This window comes from Pseudomonas cyclaminis (assembly GCF_015163715.1).
GTDB classification, from domain to species: domain Bacteria; phylum Pseudomonadota; class Gammaproteobacteria; order Pseudomonadales; family Pseudomonadaceae; genus Aquipseudomonas; species Aquipseudomonas cyclaminis.
Map to the genome: position 1 here is coordinate 1 of NZ_JADDUM010000215.1, position 15,446 is coordinate 15,446.

Annotated in this window: 15 protein-coding genes and 1 pseudogene; 6 read left to right on the forward strand and 10 right to left on the reverse strand. The window is 61.3% G+C overall.

Going from position 1 to position 15,446, the window contains the following annotated elements; translation table 11 throughout:
• Nucleotides 1–28: 28 nt before the first annotated feature.
• The 5 genes from IQK56_RS24385 to IQK56_RS24405 all read right to left on the reverse strand — a co-directional run bounded on the left by IQK56_RS24385 (nucleotide 29) and on the right by IQK56_RS24405 (nucleotide 4,601).
• The gene (locus IQK56_RS24385) at nucleotides 29–280 is read right to left on the reverse strand and encodes a YfhL family 4Fe-4S dicluster ferredoxin (RefSeq protein WP_032884168.1); all 252 of its coding nucleotides are present in this window, start codon (nucleotides 278–280) and stop codon (nucleotides 29–31) included.
• A gap of 102 nt (nucleotides 281–382) precedes the next feature.
• Entirely contained in the window at nucleotides 383–862 is a 480-nt protein-coding gene (gene coaD, locus IQK56_RS24390) for a pantetheine-phosphate adenylyltransferase (protein WP_003234650.1), read from the reverse strand.
• A gap of 103 nt (nucleotides 863–965) precedes the next feature.
• On the reverse strand, nucleotides 966–2,561 hold the full coding sequence (locus IQK56_RS24395; RefSeq protein ID WP_150674415.1) for a GMC family oxidoreductase: 1,596 nt from the start codon (nucleotides 2,559–2,561) through the stop codon (nucleotides 966–968).
• Between the two features lie 38 nt (nucleotides 2,562–2,599).
• Nucleotides 2,600–3,145, reverse strand: coding sequence for a twin-arginine translocation pathway signal protein (locus IQK56_RS24400; RefSeq protein ID WP_122307987.1), 546 nt, complete (start codon nucleotides 3,143–3,145; stop codon nucleotides 2,600–2,602).
• 28 nt (nucleotides 3,146–3,173) lie between these two features.
• On the reverse strand, nucleotides 3,174–4,601 hold the full coding sequence (locus IQK56_RS24405; RefSeq protein ID WP_122307988.1) for a coniferyl aldehyde dehydrogenase: 1,428 nt from the start codon (nucleotides 4,599–4,601) through the stop codon (nucleotides 3,174–3,176).
• A gap of 147 nt (nucleotides 4,602–4,748) precedes the next feature.
• Here IQK56_RS24405 and IQK56_RS24410 point away from each other — a divergent pair, with 147 nt between their 5' ends.
• Both IQK56_RS24410 and IQK56_RS24415 read left to right on the forward strand, forming a co-directional pair.
• Nucleotides 4,749–5,420, forward strand: coding sequence for a TetR/AcrR family transcriptional regulator (locus IQK56_RS24410; RefSeq protein ID WP_032884162.1), 672 nt, complete (start codon nucleotides 4,749–4,751; stop codon nucleotides 5,418–5,420).
• Between the two features lie 32 nt (nucleotides 5,421–5,452).
• Nucleotides 5,453–6,307 (forward strand): sulfurtransferase, encoded by an 855-nt coding sequence (locus IQK56_RS24415; RefSeq protein WP_150760276.1) that lies wholly within the window; start codon nucleotides 5,453–5,455, stop codon nucleotides 6,305–6,307.
• Here IQK56_RS24415 and IQK56_RS24420 read toward each other — a convergent pair.
• From IQK56_RS24420 to IQK56_RS24435, 4 genes are read right to left on the reverse strand one after another with little or no spacing between them, the layout of a single operon-like run.
• Nucleotides 6,294–7,349, reverse strand: coding sequence for a hydrolase (locus IQK56_RS24420; RefSeq protein WP_246500283.1), 1,056 nt, complete (start codon nucleotides 7,347–7,349; stop codon nucleotides 6,294–6,296). The genes IQK56_RS24415 and IQK56_RS24420 overlap by 14 nt on opposite strands.
• A gap of 33 nt (nucleotides 7,350–7,382) precedes the next feature.
• Nucleotides 7,383–8,000 carry a 16S rRNA (guanine(966)-N(2))-methyltransferase RsmD gene (gene rsmD, locus IQK56_RS24425; protein ID WP_122307990.1) on the reverse strand — a complete coding sequence of 206 codons (618 nt, stop codon included), beginning with the start codon at nucleotides 7,998–8,000 and terminating at the stop codon, nucleotides 7,383–7,385.
• Complete coding sequence (locus IQK56_RS24430; protein ID WP_122307991.1) at nucleotides 8,000–9,484, reverse strand: M16 family metallopeptidase; 1,485 nt, start codon at nucleotides 9,482–9,484, stop codon at nucleotides 8,000–8,002. The genes rsmD and IQK56_RS24430 overlap by 1 nt, the downstream gene beginning before the upstream one ends.
• A complete protein-coding gene (locus tag IQK56_RS24435) occupies nucleotides 9,477–10,832 on the reverse strand; it encodes a M16 family metallopeptidase (RefSeq protein ID WP_150674412.1) in 1,356 nt (451 codons plus the stop codon). The genes IQK56_RS24430 and IQK56_RS24435 overlap by 8 nt, the downstream gene beginning before the upstream one ends.
• A 233-nt stretch (nucleotides 10,833–11,065) precedes the next feature.
• Between IQK56_RS24435 and ftsY the strand changes: the two genes are divergently transcribed.
• From ftsY to rpoH, 4 genes are all read left to right on the forward strand, one after another.
• A complete protein-coding gene (ftsY, locus tag IQK56_RS24440; protein WP_193864209.1) occupies nucleotides 11,066–12,493 on the forward strand; it encodes a signal recognition particle-docking protein FtsY in 1,428 nt (475 codons plus the stop codon).
• Nucleotides 12,490–13,161, forward strand: a complete 672-nt coding sequence (gene ftsE, locus IQK56_RS24445) for a cell division ATP-binding protein FtsE (protein WP_017737950.1) — start codon at nucleotides 12,490–12,492, stop codon at nucleotides 13,159–13,161. Before ftsY ends, ftsE begins: the two co-directional genes overlap by 4 nt.
• Complete coding sequence (gene ftsX, locus IQK56_RS24450; protein ID WP_150674410.1) at nucleotides 13,158–14,180, forward strand: permease-like cell division protein FtsX; 1,023 nt, start codon at nucleotides 13,158–13,160, stop codon at nucleotides 14,178–14,180. The genes ftsE and ftsX overlap by 4 nt, the downstream gene beginning before the upstream one ends.
• 126 nt (nucleotides 14,181–14,306) lie before the next feature.
• Nucleotides 14,307–15,161, forward strand: coding sequence for an RNA polymerase sigma factor RpoH (gene rpoH, locus IQK56_RS24455; protein ID WP_003176698.1), 855 nt, complete (start codon nucleotides 14,307–14,309; stop codon nucleotides 15,159–15,161).
• 64 nt (nucleotides 15,162–15,225) lie between these two features.
• Here rpoH and IQK56_RS24460 read toward each other — a convergent pair.
• Nucleotides 15,226–15,446: pseudogene (locus IQK56_RS24460) on the reverse strand (methyl-accepting chemotaxis protein); the annotation flags it as partial.

Consider the following 15,446-nt stretch of genomic DNA (forward strand, 5'->3'; position numbering starts at 1 on the left):
ATGAGGCCCTTACAGGCACTAAAGAAGCTCAAGCCTTACCGGTAATCTTGCGGTACTTCTCCATCAATTCCTCTTCCGTCTCCGGACGCGCCTCATCCAGCGGAATGCAATCCACCGGGCACACCTGCTGGCACTGTGGCTCGTCATAGTGGCCGACGCACTGGGTACACAGGTTCGGGTCGATCACGTAGATCTCCTCACCTTGGGAAATCGCAGCGTTCGGGCACTCGGGTTCGCAGACGTCGCAATTGATGCAATCGTCGGTGATGATCAGGGACATGGAAACTCCTGCCAGGGCTGTCAGCCAGGGCATCTGAAAACTAATGCGCGCAATTGTGCCGCATTGGCGCCCGCAGTGCGAGCAGGCGCCGATGGAGTGGTCTTACTTCTTGAAGCGCAGGGTCAGCGCGTCGGCCACGGCTGGATGCACGAACTTGGTGATATCTCCGCCCAAAGCGGCGATTTCACGAACCAACGTCGAGGAAATGAACGAATAACGTTCCGACGGCGTGAGAAACAGGCTCTCAACGTCCGGCGCCAGTTGACGGTTCATGTTGGCCAGTTGGAATTCGTATTCGAAGTCCGATACCGCACGCAGGCCACGCAGGAACACATTGGCGTTCTGCTCTTTGGCGAAGTGCGCCAGCAGCGTTGAAAAACCCACCACTTCTACGTTAGGCAGGTGCCTGGTGACCTCACGCGCCAGCTCCACGCGCTGTTCCAGGGGAAACAGCGGATTTTTCTTGGGGCTGGCCGCGACCGCGATGATCACATGGTCGAACAAGCGAGAGGCGCGTTCGACCAGATCGCCATGGCCTTTGGTAATCGGGTCGAAGGTTCCTGGGTACAACACTCGGTTCATCGCGTCGTCCTGGCGGAGTCCGTTGGGGAACCGGATGGTATCGCAGCCATCCCGGTCGGCCAAGTCGACTTATGTAGATACATGCCGCTGATCGAGCGTTTTTTCATGCTGTTTTCAGACGTTCGGCCAATGCGGTGGCCAGTTGCGCGGTCAATCCGTACACCGACAATTGGGGATTGGCCCCAATACTGGTGGGGAACAACGAGCCATCGTGGATCGACAGATTGCGCAATTGGTGATGCCGACCCAGGCTGTCGGCCACGGCGTTCTTCGGGTCCTCACCCATGGCGCAACCACCCATTACATGGGCGCTGCCCAGGGTTGTGCGATGCAGTTCCAGGTTCAAACCGTCAATCAGGTCACGGGCTTGGGCCAAGGTATTCACGTAGCGCGCATCATGATGCAGCGGCTTGACGGACTTGGCGCCCGCTGCGAATTGAATCTCGGCCATGCTGTGAAAGGCGCGGCGCAGGCCGTCCCAGGCGTAGGGTGAAACCTGATAGTCGAGGACGGGGGTGCCGTCGCTGCGCAGGTCTACCGTGCCACCGGGGCTGTCGGGGTGAAATCCGTCGCGCAAGAGGGCGAGCATCGCGTGAGTATTGGGTAGTTGGCTCATATCCAGCGCGTTCCCGGTGCCATAGCCGCCAAACAGGGTGCTGGCCAGTCCAGGGTGTAAGGGCGGCGCTTCCAGCTTGTAGGACATTTTGCCGGTGGTGCCGTCCTGCCATTGGAAGTGGTCGGAGTAGATGGATTGCGGCGCGCCATAGAACGGGTTGATCACCTCGTCGAACAGCCCGGCGGAGAAATTCACCAGATGCAGGAACGTGCGCTTGCCCAGGCGCGAGTGAGGGTCGGGTGCATCCGAGCGCATCAGCAGTGCCGGGCTGTTGATACCGCCGCCCGACAGCACGTAATGCCTGGCTTTCACCGTGATCTTGCGTCCGGTCGGCGATACGCAGCGCTCATCCATGGCCACGCATTCCAGGCTGCTGATGGTGTCGCCGCTGTAGTTGAGGCGTTCGGCACGGGCCAGGTAAAGCAACTCGCCACCTTTCTCCAGGGTGGACGGTATGGTGGTCACCAGCATCGATTGCTTGGCATTGACCGGGCAACCCATGCCGCAATAGCCCAGGTTGAAGCAGCCGCGCACATTGCGCGGGATCACATGCCAGCTGTAGCCAAGTTTTTCGCAGCCTTTGCGGATCACGTCATTGTTGGCGTTCGGCGGCATCGCCCAAGGCGCGATGCCCAGGCGCTGTTCCATTTTTTCGAACCACGGCGCCATCTCGGCGCTGCTGTGGCCCTTGACCGCGTATTCGCTGGCCCAGTGGGCGAGGGTGGCGTCCGGGGTGCGGAAGCTCGATGTCCAGTTGATCAACGTGGTGCCGCCCACTGCCCGTCCCTGCAGGATGGTGATCGCGCCGTCCTTGCTCATGCGGCCGATGCCTTCCTGGTACAGGCTGGTGTAGGCCTCGTCCTCCAGCAGTTTGAAATCGCTGCTGGTCTTGAGCGGGCCTTCCTCGATCAGCAGCACCTTATAGCCGGCGGCGCTGAGGATCTCGGCCGTGGTGCCGCCCCCGGCGCCGCTGCCGATGATGGCGACGTCGGCTTCCAGCGTCAGGTCATTGTCGAGGGCGGCGCCGTTGTGGGTTTTCCAGCCACGGGCCAGGCCTTCGCGGAACAGATCGGGTACGGGCATCAGGGTCGTCTCTTGTTTTTATTGTGGGGGGATGCAGATCAGATCTTCGGCGGGCCGGGATAGCCGCAATGGGCCCAGGACGCCGGCTGGAAGTACCAAGCCATGATCACCAGCTTGAGCAGCGAACCCTGGCCCATGCGCAGCAGGTTCAGGTAGCTGTTTTCCCAGCGGTGCAGGAAGTTGCGGATTTGCTCTGCGCTGGCGTTCTCCCAGCTGCCCCAGATACCGGTCAACGGGCCACGGGTGATGGCCATGCCCAGGACGTCGAACAGTTGCTGGGTGAGCTTGAACATCTCCGGCGACAGATGCTGCAGGCTGAAGTCGAGCTTTTTCAGGGTGTCTTCGACGCCGTTGGCGACTTCCTGGGCGCTGGCGACACCCTCCAGCAAGACCGGAGTGACCGCACGCAGAAACGGCAGATCACTGCTACGCAGCAGGGCAAAGCCGCTGGCCGGTGTGCTGCTGGAGCAGCCGCTGAGGCTGGCGCCAAGCCCGGCGGTGGCCAGGAAGGCGCTGGCGCACAGGCCGATTTTCAACACGCCGCGCCGCGACAGTGCGGGTGAATCAGTCAGGCTAGGGTTCATTGTTATTGTTATCCCGTGGGTGGCGGTATCAGCGAACGAACAACTTCTGGATCAACTTCTGGATGGCTTTGCCGTAAGGCGGGTAGATCAACTTGGCAGCGTTCAGGCGCTGTTTCACCAGCACCCCCTTGGCCTTGCTGAAGGTCAGGAACCCCTCATGGCCGTGGTAATGGCCCATGCCCGAGGGGCCGATGCCGCCAAACGGCATGTCGTCCTGGGCCACGTGCAACAGGGTGTCGTTCAGGCACACGCCGCCGGAATGGGTCTCGTGCAGCACGCGATTCTGTTCGCCCTTGTTGTAGCCGAAGTAATACAGGGCGAGTGGGCGAGGGCGTTGGTTGATGTAGGCAAATGCCTGGTCGATACCGCGATAGGGCACGATCGGCAGCACGGGGCCGAAGATCTCGTCCTGCATCACGGTCATGTCGTCGCTGACATTCAGCAGCAGGCTGTGGGCCATGCGGCGCGCCTGGCCTTGCTCGTACAACGGAACCAGCGTGGCGCCTTTGTCGGTGGCGTCCTTGATGTAGGCATTGAGCCGGGCCAATTGTCGCTCGTTGATGATGGCGGTGTAGTCCGGGTTGTCGGTCAGGGTCGGATAAAACCCGCGAACGGCGTTGCTGTAAGCCTCGACGAAACCCTCGACACGGTCTTCCGGCACCAGCACGTAATCCGGCGCCACGCAGGTTTGCCCGGCATTCAGGGCTTTGCCGAAGGCGATGCGTTCGGCGGCGTCCTTGAGCGGCACATCGGCGGAAACGATGGCGGGCGACTTGCCGCCCAGCTCCAGGGTGACCGGCGTAAGGTGTTCCGCCGCCGCACGCATCACGTGTTTGCCAATGCTGGTGGCGCCGGTGAACAGCAGGTGGTCGAAGCGCAGCTTGGAAAACGCCATGCCCACGTCGGCTTCACCCAGCACCACGCACACCAAGTCCTCGGGGAAAATCTTCGCCAGCAGGGTTTTGAGTAGCGCGCCGGTGGCGGGAGTGGACTCGCTGAGCTTGAGCATCACCCGATTACCCGCCGCCAATGCGCCGACCAACGGCCCGATGGCCAGGTACAGCGGGTAGTTCCACGGCACGATCACCCCGACCACGCCCAGCGGTTGGTAAATGACCTTGGCTGACGCCGGTTGAAAGGCAATGCCTACAGCGCGGCGGGAAGGTTTCATCCAACCCTTGAGGTGTTTGCTGGCGTAGTGAATGCCATGCAGGCTGGGCATCAATTCGGCGAACAGGGTTTCGTCGGCGCTGCGGTGGCTGAAGTCCTGGCTGATTGCGTTGATCAGCGCTTGGCGCTCGTCGCTGAGCAGCTCGCGCAGGGCCTTGAGCCATTGCTGGCGTTGCGCGGCGGGCGGCATGGGGTTAGCGGCGTAGGCGCGGCGTTGAGTGTCGAACAGGTCCTGGAGTTGATCCAGCACCTGGGAATCTTGCAGGTAGGCAACGTTGGCAGACATGGCGCAGCACCGATTGTTATTGGTCTGCCTGGATTTTTAGAGTCATTGCTCTAAATTGTCAAATAACATTGCGGCAACATGCAGATTTATCCTGGCAAGGATAGGTCGTAAGATGCCCCATCACGTGTATAGAAGCTGATTCCCCCTATGGCCCCACGAGTAAAGACCAGCGAGCGCATTGTGCAAACCAGCCTGGAGCTTTTTAACCAGCAGGGCGAGCGCAGTATCAGCACCAACCATATCGCCGCCCATATGGAAATTTCGCCGGGCAACCTGTATTACCACTTCCCCAACAAGCAGGCGATCATCGCCGTGCTGTTTCGTGAATACGAAGCGCTGGTCGACAGTTTTCTGCGCCCGCCACAGGGGCGCGCCGCGACGGTCCAAGACAAACGTTTCTACCTGCAGGCCTTGCTGGCCGGGATGTGGCGCTATCGCTTCCTGCATCGCGACCTTGAGCATCTGCTGGAGAGCGATCCCGAACTGGCCACCGGCTATCGGCGTTTTTCCCAGCGTTGCCTGACCCAAGGCAATGCGATCTACCGGGGGTTTGTCGACGCTGGCATCCTCAATATGGATCCTGTTCAAACCGAAGCCCTGACCCTCAACGCCTGGATCATCCTCACCTCCTGGGTGCGGTTCTTATGCACCACCAATGAAAACTCCGCCCACTTGAGCGCCGAGGCCATCAAGCGCGGGGTGTATCAGGTGCTGGTGCTGGAGGCGGGGTTTGTCACGCCTCAGGCGAAAGAGGCGGTGGATGCACTGTTCAAAGAGTTTTACGTGCCGTTGAACCAGGCACTGGAAGAAGTGAAGTAGACCTTTCCCACATGCATTCGTAGGAGTTCGTCATGCCGCTTGCCCAACTGATCAGTCCCCAGCAATTGGCCGAGCGCCAGGCGTCGGCCGGGCTGGTGATCCTCGATTGCCGTTTTGCCCTGGAAGACCCGGATTACGGTCTTTGCAGCTATGCCGAAGGGCATATCGAAGGCGCGCAATATGCCGACCTGGAGCGCCACCTCAGCGGGCCGGTGATCAAGGGCGTGACCGGTCGTCACCCATTGCCGGCGGCGGATACGTTTGCCCGGCAACTGCGGGCCTGGGGCATCAACGCCGACACGCAGGTGGTGCTCTATGACGACGGCCCTGGCGCCTTTGCCGCCCGTGCGTGGTGGCTGTTGGCCTGGCTGGGCAAGCGCGATGGCGTGTTTATCCTGGATGGCGGCCTCAAGGCCTGGCACAGCGCGGGCTATCCGTTGAGCCTGGATGCGCCGGTGATCGAGCCCGGGACTTTTGCCGGTGCGCCGGACAATCACCTGCTGCTGGACGCCGAACACCTGCAAACACGCTTGGGTAAACCGGGCCTGACCCTGATCGATGCCCGCGCCCAGCCACGCTTTCGGGGCGACGTGGAGCCTATCGACCCGGTTGCCGGGCACATCCCAGGCGCGCAATGTGCGGCGTTCAACGAAAACCTGGGCAGTGATGGTCGCTTCCTGCCGGCCGAGCAACTCAAGCAGCGCTTTGCCGCCCAGCTGAACGGGCGCGCACCGGAAGAACTGGTGGCGTATTGCGGTTCCGGGGTGACGGCCTGCCATAACCTGTTTGCGCTGAGTCTGGCAGGTTATCCGTTGGGCAAACTGTATGCGGGGTCGTGGAGTGAGTGGATTACTGATCCGGCGCGGGCGATTGCTACGGGCGACTGAGTTCCCAGCCGTGTAAACCCAATCCAAATGTGGGAGGGGACTTGCCCCCTCCCACATGTGCCCTAAGCCATTGTGGAATGCGGCGCTCCAGGTAGTAGCTGGGGCGTTTCAGTGACCCCTCGACAAACCCGACATGCCCACCTTTGGCCGTCAGCTCAAACTCGGTACATGCTGACAATTCGCTGGCCTCAGGCAAGCTGTGGGCGAAGACGAACGGGTCATCGGCGGCATGGATAATCAGGGTCGGTGTGCGAATGTCGCCCAGGTAATATCGACTCGATGCCTGCCGGTAATAATCCTCGGCACTGAGAAAACCGTGCAGCGGCGCGGTCACCCGTCCATCGAAGTCCCAGAAGGTGCGCATCTTTTCCAGAGAGCCAAGGGCCTCAAGGGTTTTTAGCCCATCTTCTCGACCATCCTGCACAAACTGGCGTTGCTTGACGCGGATATACGCCAGCATCTCGCGCATGAAGTGCTTCTGATAGACCCGCGAAAAACCCAGCCCGATGCGGTCCGCGCACTGGTCCAGGCGAAATGGCACCGACACCGCCGCCGCGCCTTGCAGTCCCGACGCCTCGCCGGTTTCTCCCAGGTGCTTGAGCAATACATTGCCGCCAAGGGAATAACCCACGGCATACAACGGCGCCAATGGCCGCTTGGCGCGCAAGTGTGCAATCGCAGCGGCCAGGTCTTCGCTGGCGCCCGAGTGATAGCTGCGGGCCAACAGATTTGGTTCCCCGGAGCAGCCGCGCCAGTTCAGCGCCACGCTGGCCCAGCCTTGTGCGGCGAGGACTTTTTGCAGGCCGGCCACGTAAGGCGAGTTGGAAGAACCGGTCAGCCCATGCAGCACCAGCACCAAGGGGGCTTGCGCGTCATGGGGGCCATGCCAGTCGAGGTCGAGAAAGTCGCCGTCTTCCAGCCACAGGCGTTCGCGTTGGCGCTCGATATGGGTAGTAGGACGCCACAACGGCCCCCACAGTGTTTGCAGGTGGGGGTTGCCGAGGCCGAAGGCGGGGGTGAATTTTTCAGAAGAAGAAGTCATGCCGATCTCTGTGACAAGCCCGCTCACCACGGATTAAGCAGCGCTTTCGACCACCCGGTGCCACAACGCGTAATACACCCGCCCGGATTTCTGCTCCCGGTGCAGGCGCCACGCGCCCGGTAAACCCAGGGTCGATGGCGCGGTCTCGCTTTCAGTGTAGATCCACGCATCCGGCGCCAGCCATTGGCGTTCTTCCAGCAGTGCGCACACGGTGGGCAGCAGGTTCTGGTTGAACGGCGGGTCGAGGAACACAACGTCGTACTCGCTGGCCGCCTGGGTTTCCAGGTAGCGCAGCGCATCGGCCGTTTGTACCTGGCCATTGGTGCAGCGCAGCGTGCCCAGGTGTTCCTTGAGGCTGGAGACCGCCACATTGCTGGCATCCAGCGCCTGTGCCTGGGATGCGCCGCGGGACAACGCTTCCAGGAACAGTGCGCCACTACCGGCGAACGGGTCCAGCACCTTGGCGCCCGCGATGTACGGCGCGAGCCAGTTGAACAGGGTTTCACGCACGCGATCCGGCGTTGGGCGCAGGCCCACGACATCGGGGAAGCTCAGCTTGCGGCTGCCCCATTCACCGCCAATGATGCGCAGTTGGCCCACACCGTTGTGTACGTTGTGGACAGGTTTTTTCGGGCGAGATGAACTGGCCATTAATGCTCCGGAACCCCGAGCGGCTGCTCGGCGGGTTTGTCAGTGGGGGGCGGTAGTGGCTTTTGCGCAATCGTCGGGCCGGCGGTCACGATGACCATCTTGTCGGCGCTCAAGTGTTTATTCATTGCAGCCTTGACCTGCTCTACGGTCAGGGCCTGGGATTGTTTCATGAAATCTTCCAGATAGCTCAGCGGCAGGTTGTAGAAACCCATGGCGCCCAGCTGGCCGACGATATCGGCGTTGCTCGCGGTAGACAGCGGGAAGCTGCCCGCCAGCTCACGCTTGGCGTCATCCAGCTCTTTTTGCGTCGGGCCGGTCTTGAGGTAGTCGGCCACTACGTCTTCGACCAGGCGCAGGGTGCCGCCACTCATTTCGGCGCGGGTCTGCAGGTTGATCATGAACGGACCGCGTACCTGCATCGGCGAGAAGCCGGAGTAAACACCGTAGGTCAGGCCACGCTTTTCACGGACTTCGCTCATCAAGCGGGTGCCGAAGCCACCGCCGCCGAGGATCTGGTTACCCAGGGACAAGGCCGCGTAGTCCGGGTCGGCGCGGTCGATACCGAGTTGGGCGAACAGCAGGTGTGTCTGCTTGGACGGAAACTCGATACGGCTCAGGCCGGCCTTGGGTTCGGTCGGCTGGGCAATCTTCGCCAGGGCCGGGCCTTTAGGCAGCGATGCGGACACCTTTGCCGTCATCGCTTCGGCTTCGGCGCGGGTCAGGTCACCGACCACTGCAATCACCGCATTACCGGCGGCGTAAGCCTTGGCGTGGAACGCCTGCAACTGCGCCAGGGTGATTTTCGGCACGCTTTCAGGTGTGCCTTCGCTTGGGTGTGCGTAAGGGTGATCGCCGTACAAACGCTTGAACAGCTCCAGGCTCGCCAGTTTGCCGGGGTTCTGCTTCTGGTATTCGAAGCCGGCGAGGATCTGATTCTTGATGCGGGCCAGGGAGTCGGCCGGGAAGGTCGGTTTGCCGATCACATCGTCAAACAGCGCCAGAGCGGCGTCGCGTTTATCGCTGGCGCTCAAGCTACGCAGGGACACCAGCGCCATGTCGCGGTAGGCGCCGTTGCTGAAGTCGGCACCCAGGCCTTCAAAACCACTGGCGATCTGGCTGACATCCTTGCCCGGAATACCTTCGTTGAGCATGGCGTTGGTCATCAGTGCCAGGCCCTGCACATCGCCGTCCTGGCTGCTGCCGGCGGCGAACAGGATGCGCAGGTCGAACATCGGCAGTTCATGGGCTTCAACAAACAGCACCTTGGCGCCTTCGGCGGTGGTCCAGGTTTGCACGTCGAGCTTGCGATTGGTCGGCGCCTTGCCGTCCAGTTCTGCCAGGGATTGCAGCGTGTTGGCCGATTGGGCCTTTTCCAGCGCGGGGCTAGCTACCGATTCACTCGGGCGCAGGAAATACACGGCGCTCGCCGCGATCAGGGTGACGGCGATCAGGCCGGGCAGGATCAGGCTTTTGCGATCACTCATGAGCAGTCTCCTCAGGCAGAACATGGGCGACGCTCAGACGTTCGCGGGTGAAATAGGTGCGCGCGGCCTTTTGGATGTCTTCCGGGGTCACGCTTTGCAGGTCGGCGAGTTCGCTGTCCATGAGTTTCCAGGACAGGCCGACTGTCTCCAGGGAGCCGATGGCCGTGGCCTGGCTGGTGATCGAGTCACGCTGGTACACGAGGCCGGCGATGACCTGGGCGCGGATACGTTCCAGCTCTTCGGCGGTTGGCGGCTTGGCCTTCAACTCGTCCAGCAACCGCCACAGGCCGGCTTCGGCTTGGGCAACGGTCTTTTTCTTCTGCTGGTTCGGTGTGGCCGACAGCATGAACAGCGTATCGCCACGGGTGTAGGCGTCGTAGTTGGTGGAGGCGGCCGACACCAGCTCTTCACCGCGTTCCAACTGCTCCGAGATGCGTGCGCTGTAGCCGCCATCCAACAGGGCCGAGATCAGGCGCAGGGCTTGTACCGAGCGTTTGTCTTCGGCAGTCGCCAGGCCCGGCACGTTGAATCCGAGCATCACACTCGGCAATTGGGTCTGCACGTGCATCGTCAACAGGCGCTCGCCAGGCTCGGCCAGTTCCATCGGGATCTTGGCCGGTGGCACGTCACGCTTGGGGATCGGACCAAAGTAGCGCTGGGCCAGGTTTTTCACCTCGTCCGGGGTCACGTCGCCGACTACTACCAGGGTGGCGTTGTTCGGCACGTACCAGGATTGGTACCAGTGGCGCAGTTCTTCGACCTTCATGCGGTCCAGGTCGGCCATCCAGCCGATGGTCGGCGTGTGGTAGCCGCTGGCCGGGAAAGCCATGGCCTTGAAGCGCTCGAAGGCCTTGGACATCGGGTTGTCGTCGGTGCGCAGGCGGCGTTCTTCTTTGATTACCTCGATTTCGCGGCTGAACTCGTCGGCCGGCAGGCGCAGGCTGGCCATGCGGTCGGCTTCGAGTTCAAAGGCCACGCCCAGGCGGTCACGGGCCAGGACTTGGTAGTACGCGGTGTAGTCATCGCTGGTGAACGCGTTTTCTTCGGCGCCCAGGTCGCGCAGGATCAGTGAGGCTTCGCCGGGGCCGACTTTGGCGCTGCCCTTGAACATCATGTGTTCCAGGGCGTGGGACAAACCGGTCTGGCCCGGGGTTTCGTAGCTTGAACCCACCTTGTACCAAACCTGGGAAACCACCACCGGGGCGCGATGATCTTCGCGCACGACGACCTTGAGACCGTTGTCCAGGGTGAATTCGTGGGTGGGTTGTGGGTCGGCAGCCAAAGCTGAAAGAGGCAGACAAACTGTGCTGAACAGCAGGCCTGCGGCGCGGCGGGCTAGAGCATTCATTCGTTTTTAAACCTGTTGGGCTGCCCGCTTGGTCTTAGCGTCGGCGGGCGAGGAGGTGCTAGGATACTGGTCGAATATACGGACGGCCACTGCGGCAGTCTTGTTGAGGCCCTATTTAGGCCTTACAAAATGTTGCGCATGAACGAGCTGGCTAAAAAACAGTCTGTTACGCATCGAATTTTATTTACCGACGTGCCGCTCTGGCGCGTCGCTACCTTGAGATAGCCGTCTCCATGTTTGGTTCCAACGACGACAAGAAGACCCCAGCTGCGGCTGGCGAGAAGAAAGGCCTGTTCGGATGGCTGCGCAAAAAGCCGCAGGAAACCGCTGTCGAACAGCCACAGGTTCAAGCTGAGCCGATCCCCGATCCTATAGTAGAAGCCGAAGCGGTTGCCGAAGCGCCGGCACCGGTGGTGTTGCCGATGGCCGAGCCGGTGTTGCAGCCTGTGGTTGAGGCTGAGCCGGAACCTGAGCCCGAGCACAAGCCATGGCCTGAGTTGCCGGTGGCCGAAGAGCCCGTGGCGTTGGTCGAAGACGTCCAGGCTGAACACGTGGCCCCGCCGATTCCCGCAGTGGTCGAGCCGGTCGAACCGATTGAGTTGGTGGTCGAGGCGCCGCCCGTTGTCGAAGTCCCTGCGCCTGTTGCTGTTGTGGTCGCTGCGCCCGTCCAGGTTGTCGAGGCTATCGAGGTTGTCGAGCCAGAGCCGCTCGCTCCCTCCGCTGAAACCACCAAGACCGGCTTTTTCGCCCGCCTCAAGCAAGGCCTGAGCAAGACCAGCGCCAGCATCGGCGAAGGCATGGCCAGTCTGTTCCTGGGCAAGAAGGTCATCGATGACGAACTGCTGGAAGACATCGAAACCCGCCTGCTGACCGCCGACGTGGGCGTCGAAGCCACCGCCGTGATCATCCAGAGCCTGACCCAGAAGGTCGCGCGCAAGCAGCTGACCGATGCCGACGCACTCTACAAATCCCTGCAGGCCGAACTGGCCGCGATGCTCAAGCCCGTGGAAGCCCCACTGGTGATCACCCCGAACAAGCCGTTCGTAATCCTGGTGGTGGGCGTCAACGGCGCCGGCAAGACCACCACCATCGGCAAGCTGGCCAAGAAGCTGCAACTGGAAGGCAAGAAAGTCATGCTCGCCGCCGGTGACACCTTCCGCGCCGCCGCTGTTGAGCAATTGCAGGTCTGGGGCGAGCGCAACAAGATCCCGGTGATCGCCCAGCACACCGGTGCCGACTCCGCTTCGGTGATCTTCGACGCCGTGCAGGCCGCCAAGGCCCGTAACATTGATGTGCTGATCGCTGATACCGCCGGTCGCCTGCACACCAAAGACAACTTGATGGAAGAGCTGAAGAAAGTGCGCCGCGTGATCGGCAAGCTTGATGCCGACGCGCCCCACGAAGTGCTGCTGGTGCTGGACGCCGGTACCGGCCAGAACGCCATCAGCCAAGCCAAGCAATTCAACCAGACGGTGCAACTGACCGGTCTGGCATTGACTAAGCTCGACGGCACGGCCAAGGGCGGCGTGATCTTCGCCCTGGCCAAACAGTTCGGGTTGCCGATTCGTTATATCGGTGTTGGTGAAGGCATCGACGACCTGCGCACCTTTGAAGCCGAACCCTTTGTAGAGGCGCTGTTTGCCGAGCGGGAGCGTTCATGATTCGATTCGAACAGGTCGGTAAACGCTATGCCAACGGGCATGTGGGCTTGCATGAGCTGAGCTTTCGGGTGCGGCGCGGCGAGTTCTTGTTCGTGACCGGGCATTCTGGCGCCGGCAAAAGTACGTTGTTGCGCCTGCTGCTGGCCATGGAGCGCCCGACCACCGGCAAGTTGCTGCTGGCCGGCCAGGACCTGGCCACCATCAGCAATGCGCAGATTCCCTACCTGCGCCGGCAGATCGGCGTGGTGTTCCAGAACCACCAGTTGCTGTTCGATCGCACCGTGTTCAACAACATTGCCCTGCCATTGCAGATTCTCGGGCTGTCCAAGGCCGAGATCGTCAAGCGCGTGGACTCGGCCCTGGAGCGCGTGGCGCTGTCGGACAAGACCGATCTGTACCCAGGCGATCTTTCCACCGGCCAGCAACAGCGCGTCGGCATCGCCCGCGCCATCGTCCATCGCCCGGCCTTGCTGCTGGCGGACGAACCTACCGGTAACCTCGACCCGCGTCTGGCGGCCGAGATCATGGGGGTGTTCGAGGATATCAACCGCCTGGGCACCAGCGTATTGATCGCCAGTCACGACCTGGCGCTGATCGCCCGCATGCGCCACCGCATGCTGACCCTGCAACGCGGTCGTCTGATCGGTGATGGGGAGGCCGGCGTATGAGTGCTACCCGCAGCCCCAAGGTTTCCGAGCGCGTGGCGCCGAAACCGGCCGACCCGCAACCGAAAAAGAAAAAACACGACGATGACGACGGTCCGGACTTCGGCACGCTGCTGCGCGCCTGGATCGAAAGCCATCGTGCCAGCCTGCTGGACAGCCTGCGTCGCCTGGGCAAGCAGCCGATCGGCAGCTTTTTCACCTGTCTGGTGATGGCTGTGGCCTTGAGCCTGCCGATGGGTTTGTCCCTGCTGCTTAATAACGTCGAGCGGCTGGGTGGTTCCTGGCAGCGTGCGGCGCAGATTTCGCTGTACCTGAACCTGGATGCCAGCACCCAGCAAGGCGAAGCGCTGCGCGACGACATCAAGAACATCCCAGGCGTGGCGGATGCCGAGTACGTCAGTCGCGACCAGGCGCTTGAGGAGTTCCAGCAACAGTCCGGCCTGGGTGAGGCGCTCAAGGAGCTGCCGCAGAACCCGCTGCCAGGCGTGGTGCTGGTGACGCCGAACGAAGTGGACAAGACCGCCCTGGAAGCCCTGCGGCAAAAACTCGCAGAGATGCCCCAGGTGCAACAGGCACAACTTGATCTAGTCTGGGTTGAGCGCCTGGCCGCCATCCTCAAGCTGGGTGACCGGTTTGTGTTCGGCCTGACGGTGCTGTTGGTGTCTGCATTACTTTTGGTGATAGGTAATACCATTCGGCTTCATATTGAAAACCGTCGCACCGAGATAGAAGTGATTAAACTGGTCGGCGGCACGGACAGCTATGTGCGTCGGCCTTTTCTGTACATGGGCGCGCTTTATGGCCTGGGTGCGGGGATTTTGTCCTGGGGCGTGTTGGCATTTGGCCTGGACTGGCTGAACGACGCGGTAATCGGGCTTGCCGGGTTGTATGGCAGCGATTTTTCCCTGGCCGGCGTGCCGGTAGCCGATGGTCTGAGCCTCTTGCTTGGCGCGGTCTTGTTGGGGTATATCGGTGCGTGGATTGCGGTCGCACGGCATTTACGTGAGCTGGCACCGAAGTAGTTAATGTCAGATTAATGTGGTTTCGTTTGTATTGACCGTATCAGTGGTTTAGGGAACTTGTCCTACGGTTCCCGGTCAATTTTCGCAGTGCTGAACTGCACGAGTTATGTAAGTCGGAGGTTTCGTATGACCACTTCTTTGCAACCTGCTTATGCCTTGGTCCCGGGTGCGAACCTGGAAGCCTATGTGCACACGGTCAACAGCATTCCATTGCTGACACCCGAGCAGGAGCGTGAACTGGCCGAGAGTCTCTATTATGAGCAGGATTTGGGGGCGGCTCGGCAGATGGTGCTCGCCCACCTGCGTTTTGTCGTACATATCGCCCGTAGCTATAGCGGCTACGGCCTGGCCCAGGCTGACCTGATCCAGGAAGGCAACGTCGGCCTGATGAAAGCGGTAAAGCGCTTCAACCCCGAGATGGGCGTGCGCCTGGTGTCGTTTGCCGTGCACTGGATCAAGGCGGAGATCCACGAGTTCATCCTGCGCAACTGGCGCATCGTGAAAGTCGCGACCACCAAGGCCCAGCGCAAACTGTTCTTCAACCTGCGCAGCCAGAAGAAACGCCTGGCGTGGCTGAACAACGAGGAAGTCCACCGCGTGGCCGAAAGCCTCGGTGTGGAGCCGCGTGAAGTGCGCGAGATGGAAAGTCGCCTGACCGGCCATGACATGGCCTTCGACCCGGCTGCTGAAGCCGACGACGACAGCGCCTTCCAATCGCCGGCCAACTACCTGGAAGACCACCGGTACGACCCGGCGCGTCAACTGGAAGACGCCGACTGGAGCGACAACTCCAACCACAACCTGCACGAAGCGCTGGAAGTGTTGGACGACCGCAGCCGTGACATTCTCTACCAGCGCTGGCTGGCAGAAGAAAAAGCCACGCTGCATGACCTGGCGCAGAAGTACAACGTGTCGGCGGAGCGGATTCGTCAGCTTGAGAAAAGCGCGATGAACAAGCTGAAGTTGTCGATCGCCGCCTAAAGGGTAACGCGGTCAAAATGTGGGAGGGGGCTTGCCCCCTCCCACATTTGACCGTTGGTGTGTCTTACACCTTGAATTGATCCATGAGTTTCATCTGCTGGCTGGCCAAGGCATTGAGCTGGCTGCTGATGGCCGCCGATTCGGTAGCCTGGCCGGTCAGGGTTTCGGTCACAGTGCGAATCGCCGAGACGTTGCGGTTGACCTCTTCGGCCACCGCGCTCTGTTGTTCGGCGGCACTGGCGATTTGCAGGTTCATATCGCTGATCACCGTCACCGCATCGCTGA

Coding starts and splice junctions, on each gene's coding strand:
- IQK56_RS24385 (WP_032884168.1), bottom strand. CDS start 280: ATGTCCCTGATCATCACCGACGATTGCATCAATTGCGACGTCTGCGAA.
- coaD (WP_003234650.1), bottom strand. CDS start 862: ATGAACCGAGTGTTGTACCCAGGAACCTTCGACCCGATTACCAAAGGC.
- IQK56_RS24395 (WP_150674415.1), bottom strand. CDS start 2,561: ATGCCCGTACCCGATCTGTTCCGCGAAGGCCTGGCCCGTGGCTGGAAA.
- IQK56_RS24400 (WP_122307987.1), bottom strand. CDS start 3,145: ATGAACCCTAGCCTGACTGATTCACCCGCACTGTCGCGGCGCGGCGTG.
- IQK56_RS24405 (WP_122307988.1), bottom strand. CDS start 4,601: ATGTCTGCCAACGTTGCCTACCTGCAAGATTCCCAGGTGCTGGATCAA.
- IQK56_RS24410 (WP_032884162.1), top strand. CDS start 4,749: ATGGCCCCACGAGTAAAGACCAGCGAGCGCATTGTGCAAACCAGCCTG.
- IQK56_RS24415 (WP_150760276.1), top strand. CDS start 5,453: ATGCCGCTTGCCCAACTGATCAGTCCCCAGCAATTGGCCGAGCGCCAG.
- IQK56_RS24420 (WP_246500283.1), bottom strand. CDS start 7,349: ATGACTTCTTCTTCTGAAAAATTCACCCCCGCCTTCGGCCTCGGCAAC.
- rsmD (WP_122307990.1), bottom strand. CDS start 8,000: ATGGCCAGTTCATCTCGCCCGAAAAAACCTGTCCACAACGTACACAAC.
- IQK56_RS24430 (WP_122307991.1), bottom strand. CDS start 9,484: ATGAGTGATCGCAAAAGCCTGATCCTGCCCGGCCTGATCGCCGTCACC.
- IQK56_RS24435 (WP_150674412.1), bottom strand. CDS start 10,832: ATGAATGCTCTAGCCCGCCGCGCCGCAGGCCTGCTGTTCAGCACAGTT.
- ftsY (WP_193864209.1), top strand. CDS start 11,066: ATGTTTGGTTCCAACGACGACAAGAAGACCCCAGCTGCGGCTGGCGAG.
- ftsE (WP_017737950.1), top strand. CDS start 12,490: ATGATTCGATTCGAACAGGTCGGTAAACGCTATGCCAACGGGCATGTG.
- ftsX (WP_150674410.1), top strand. CDS start 13,158: ATGAGTGCTACCCGCAGCCCCAAGGTTTCCGAGCGCGTGGCGCCGAAA.
- rpoH (WP_003176698.1), top strand. CDS start 14,307: ATGACCACTTCTTTGCAACCTGCTTATGCCTTGGTCCCGGGTGCGAAC.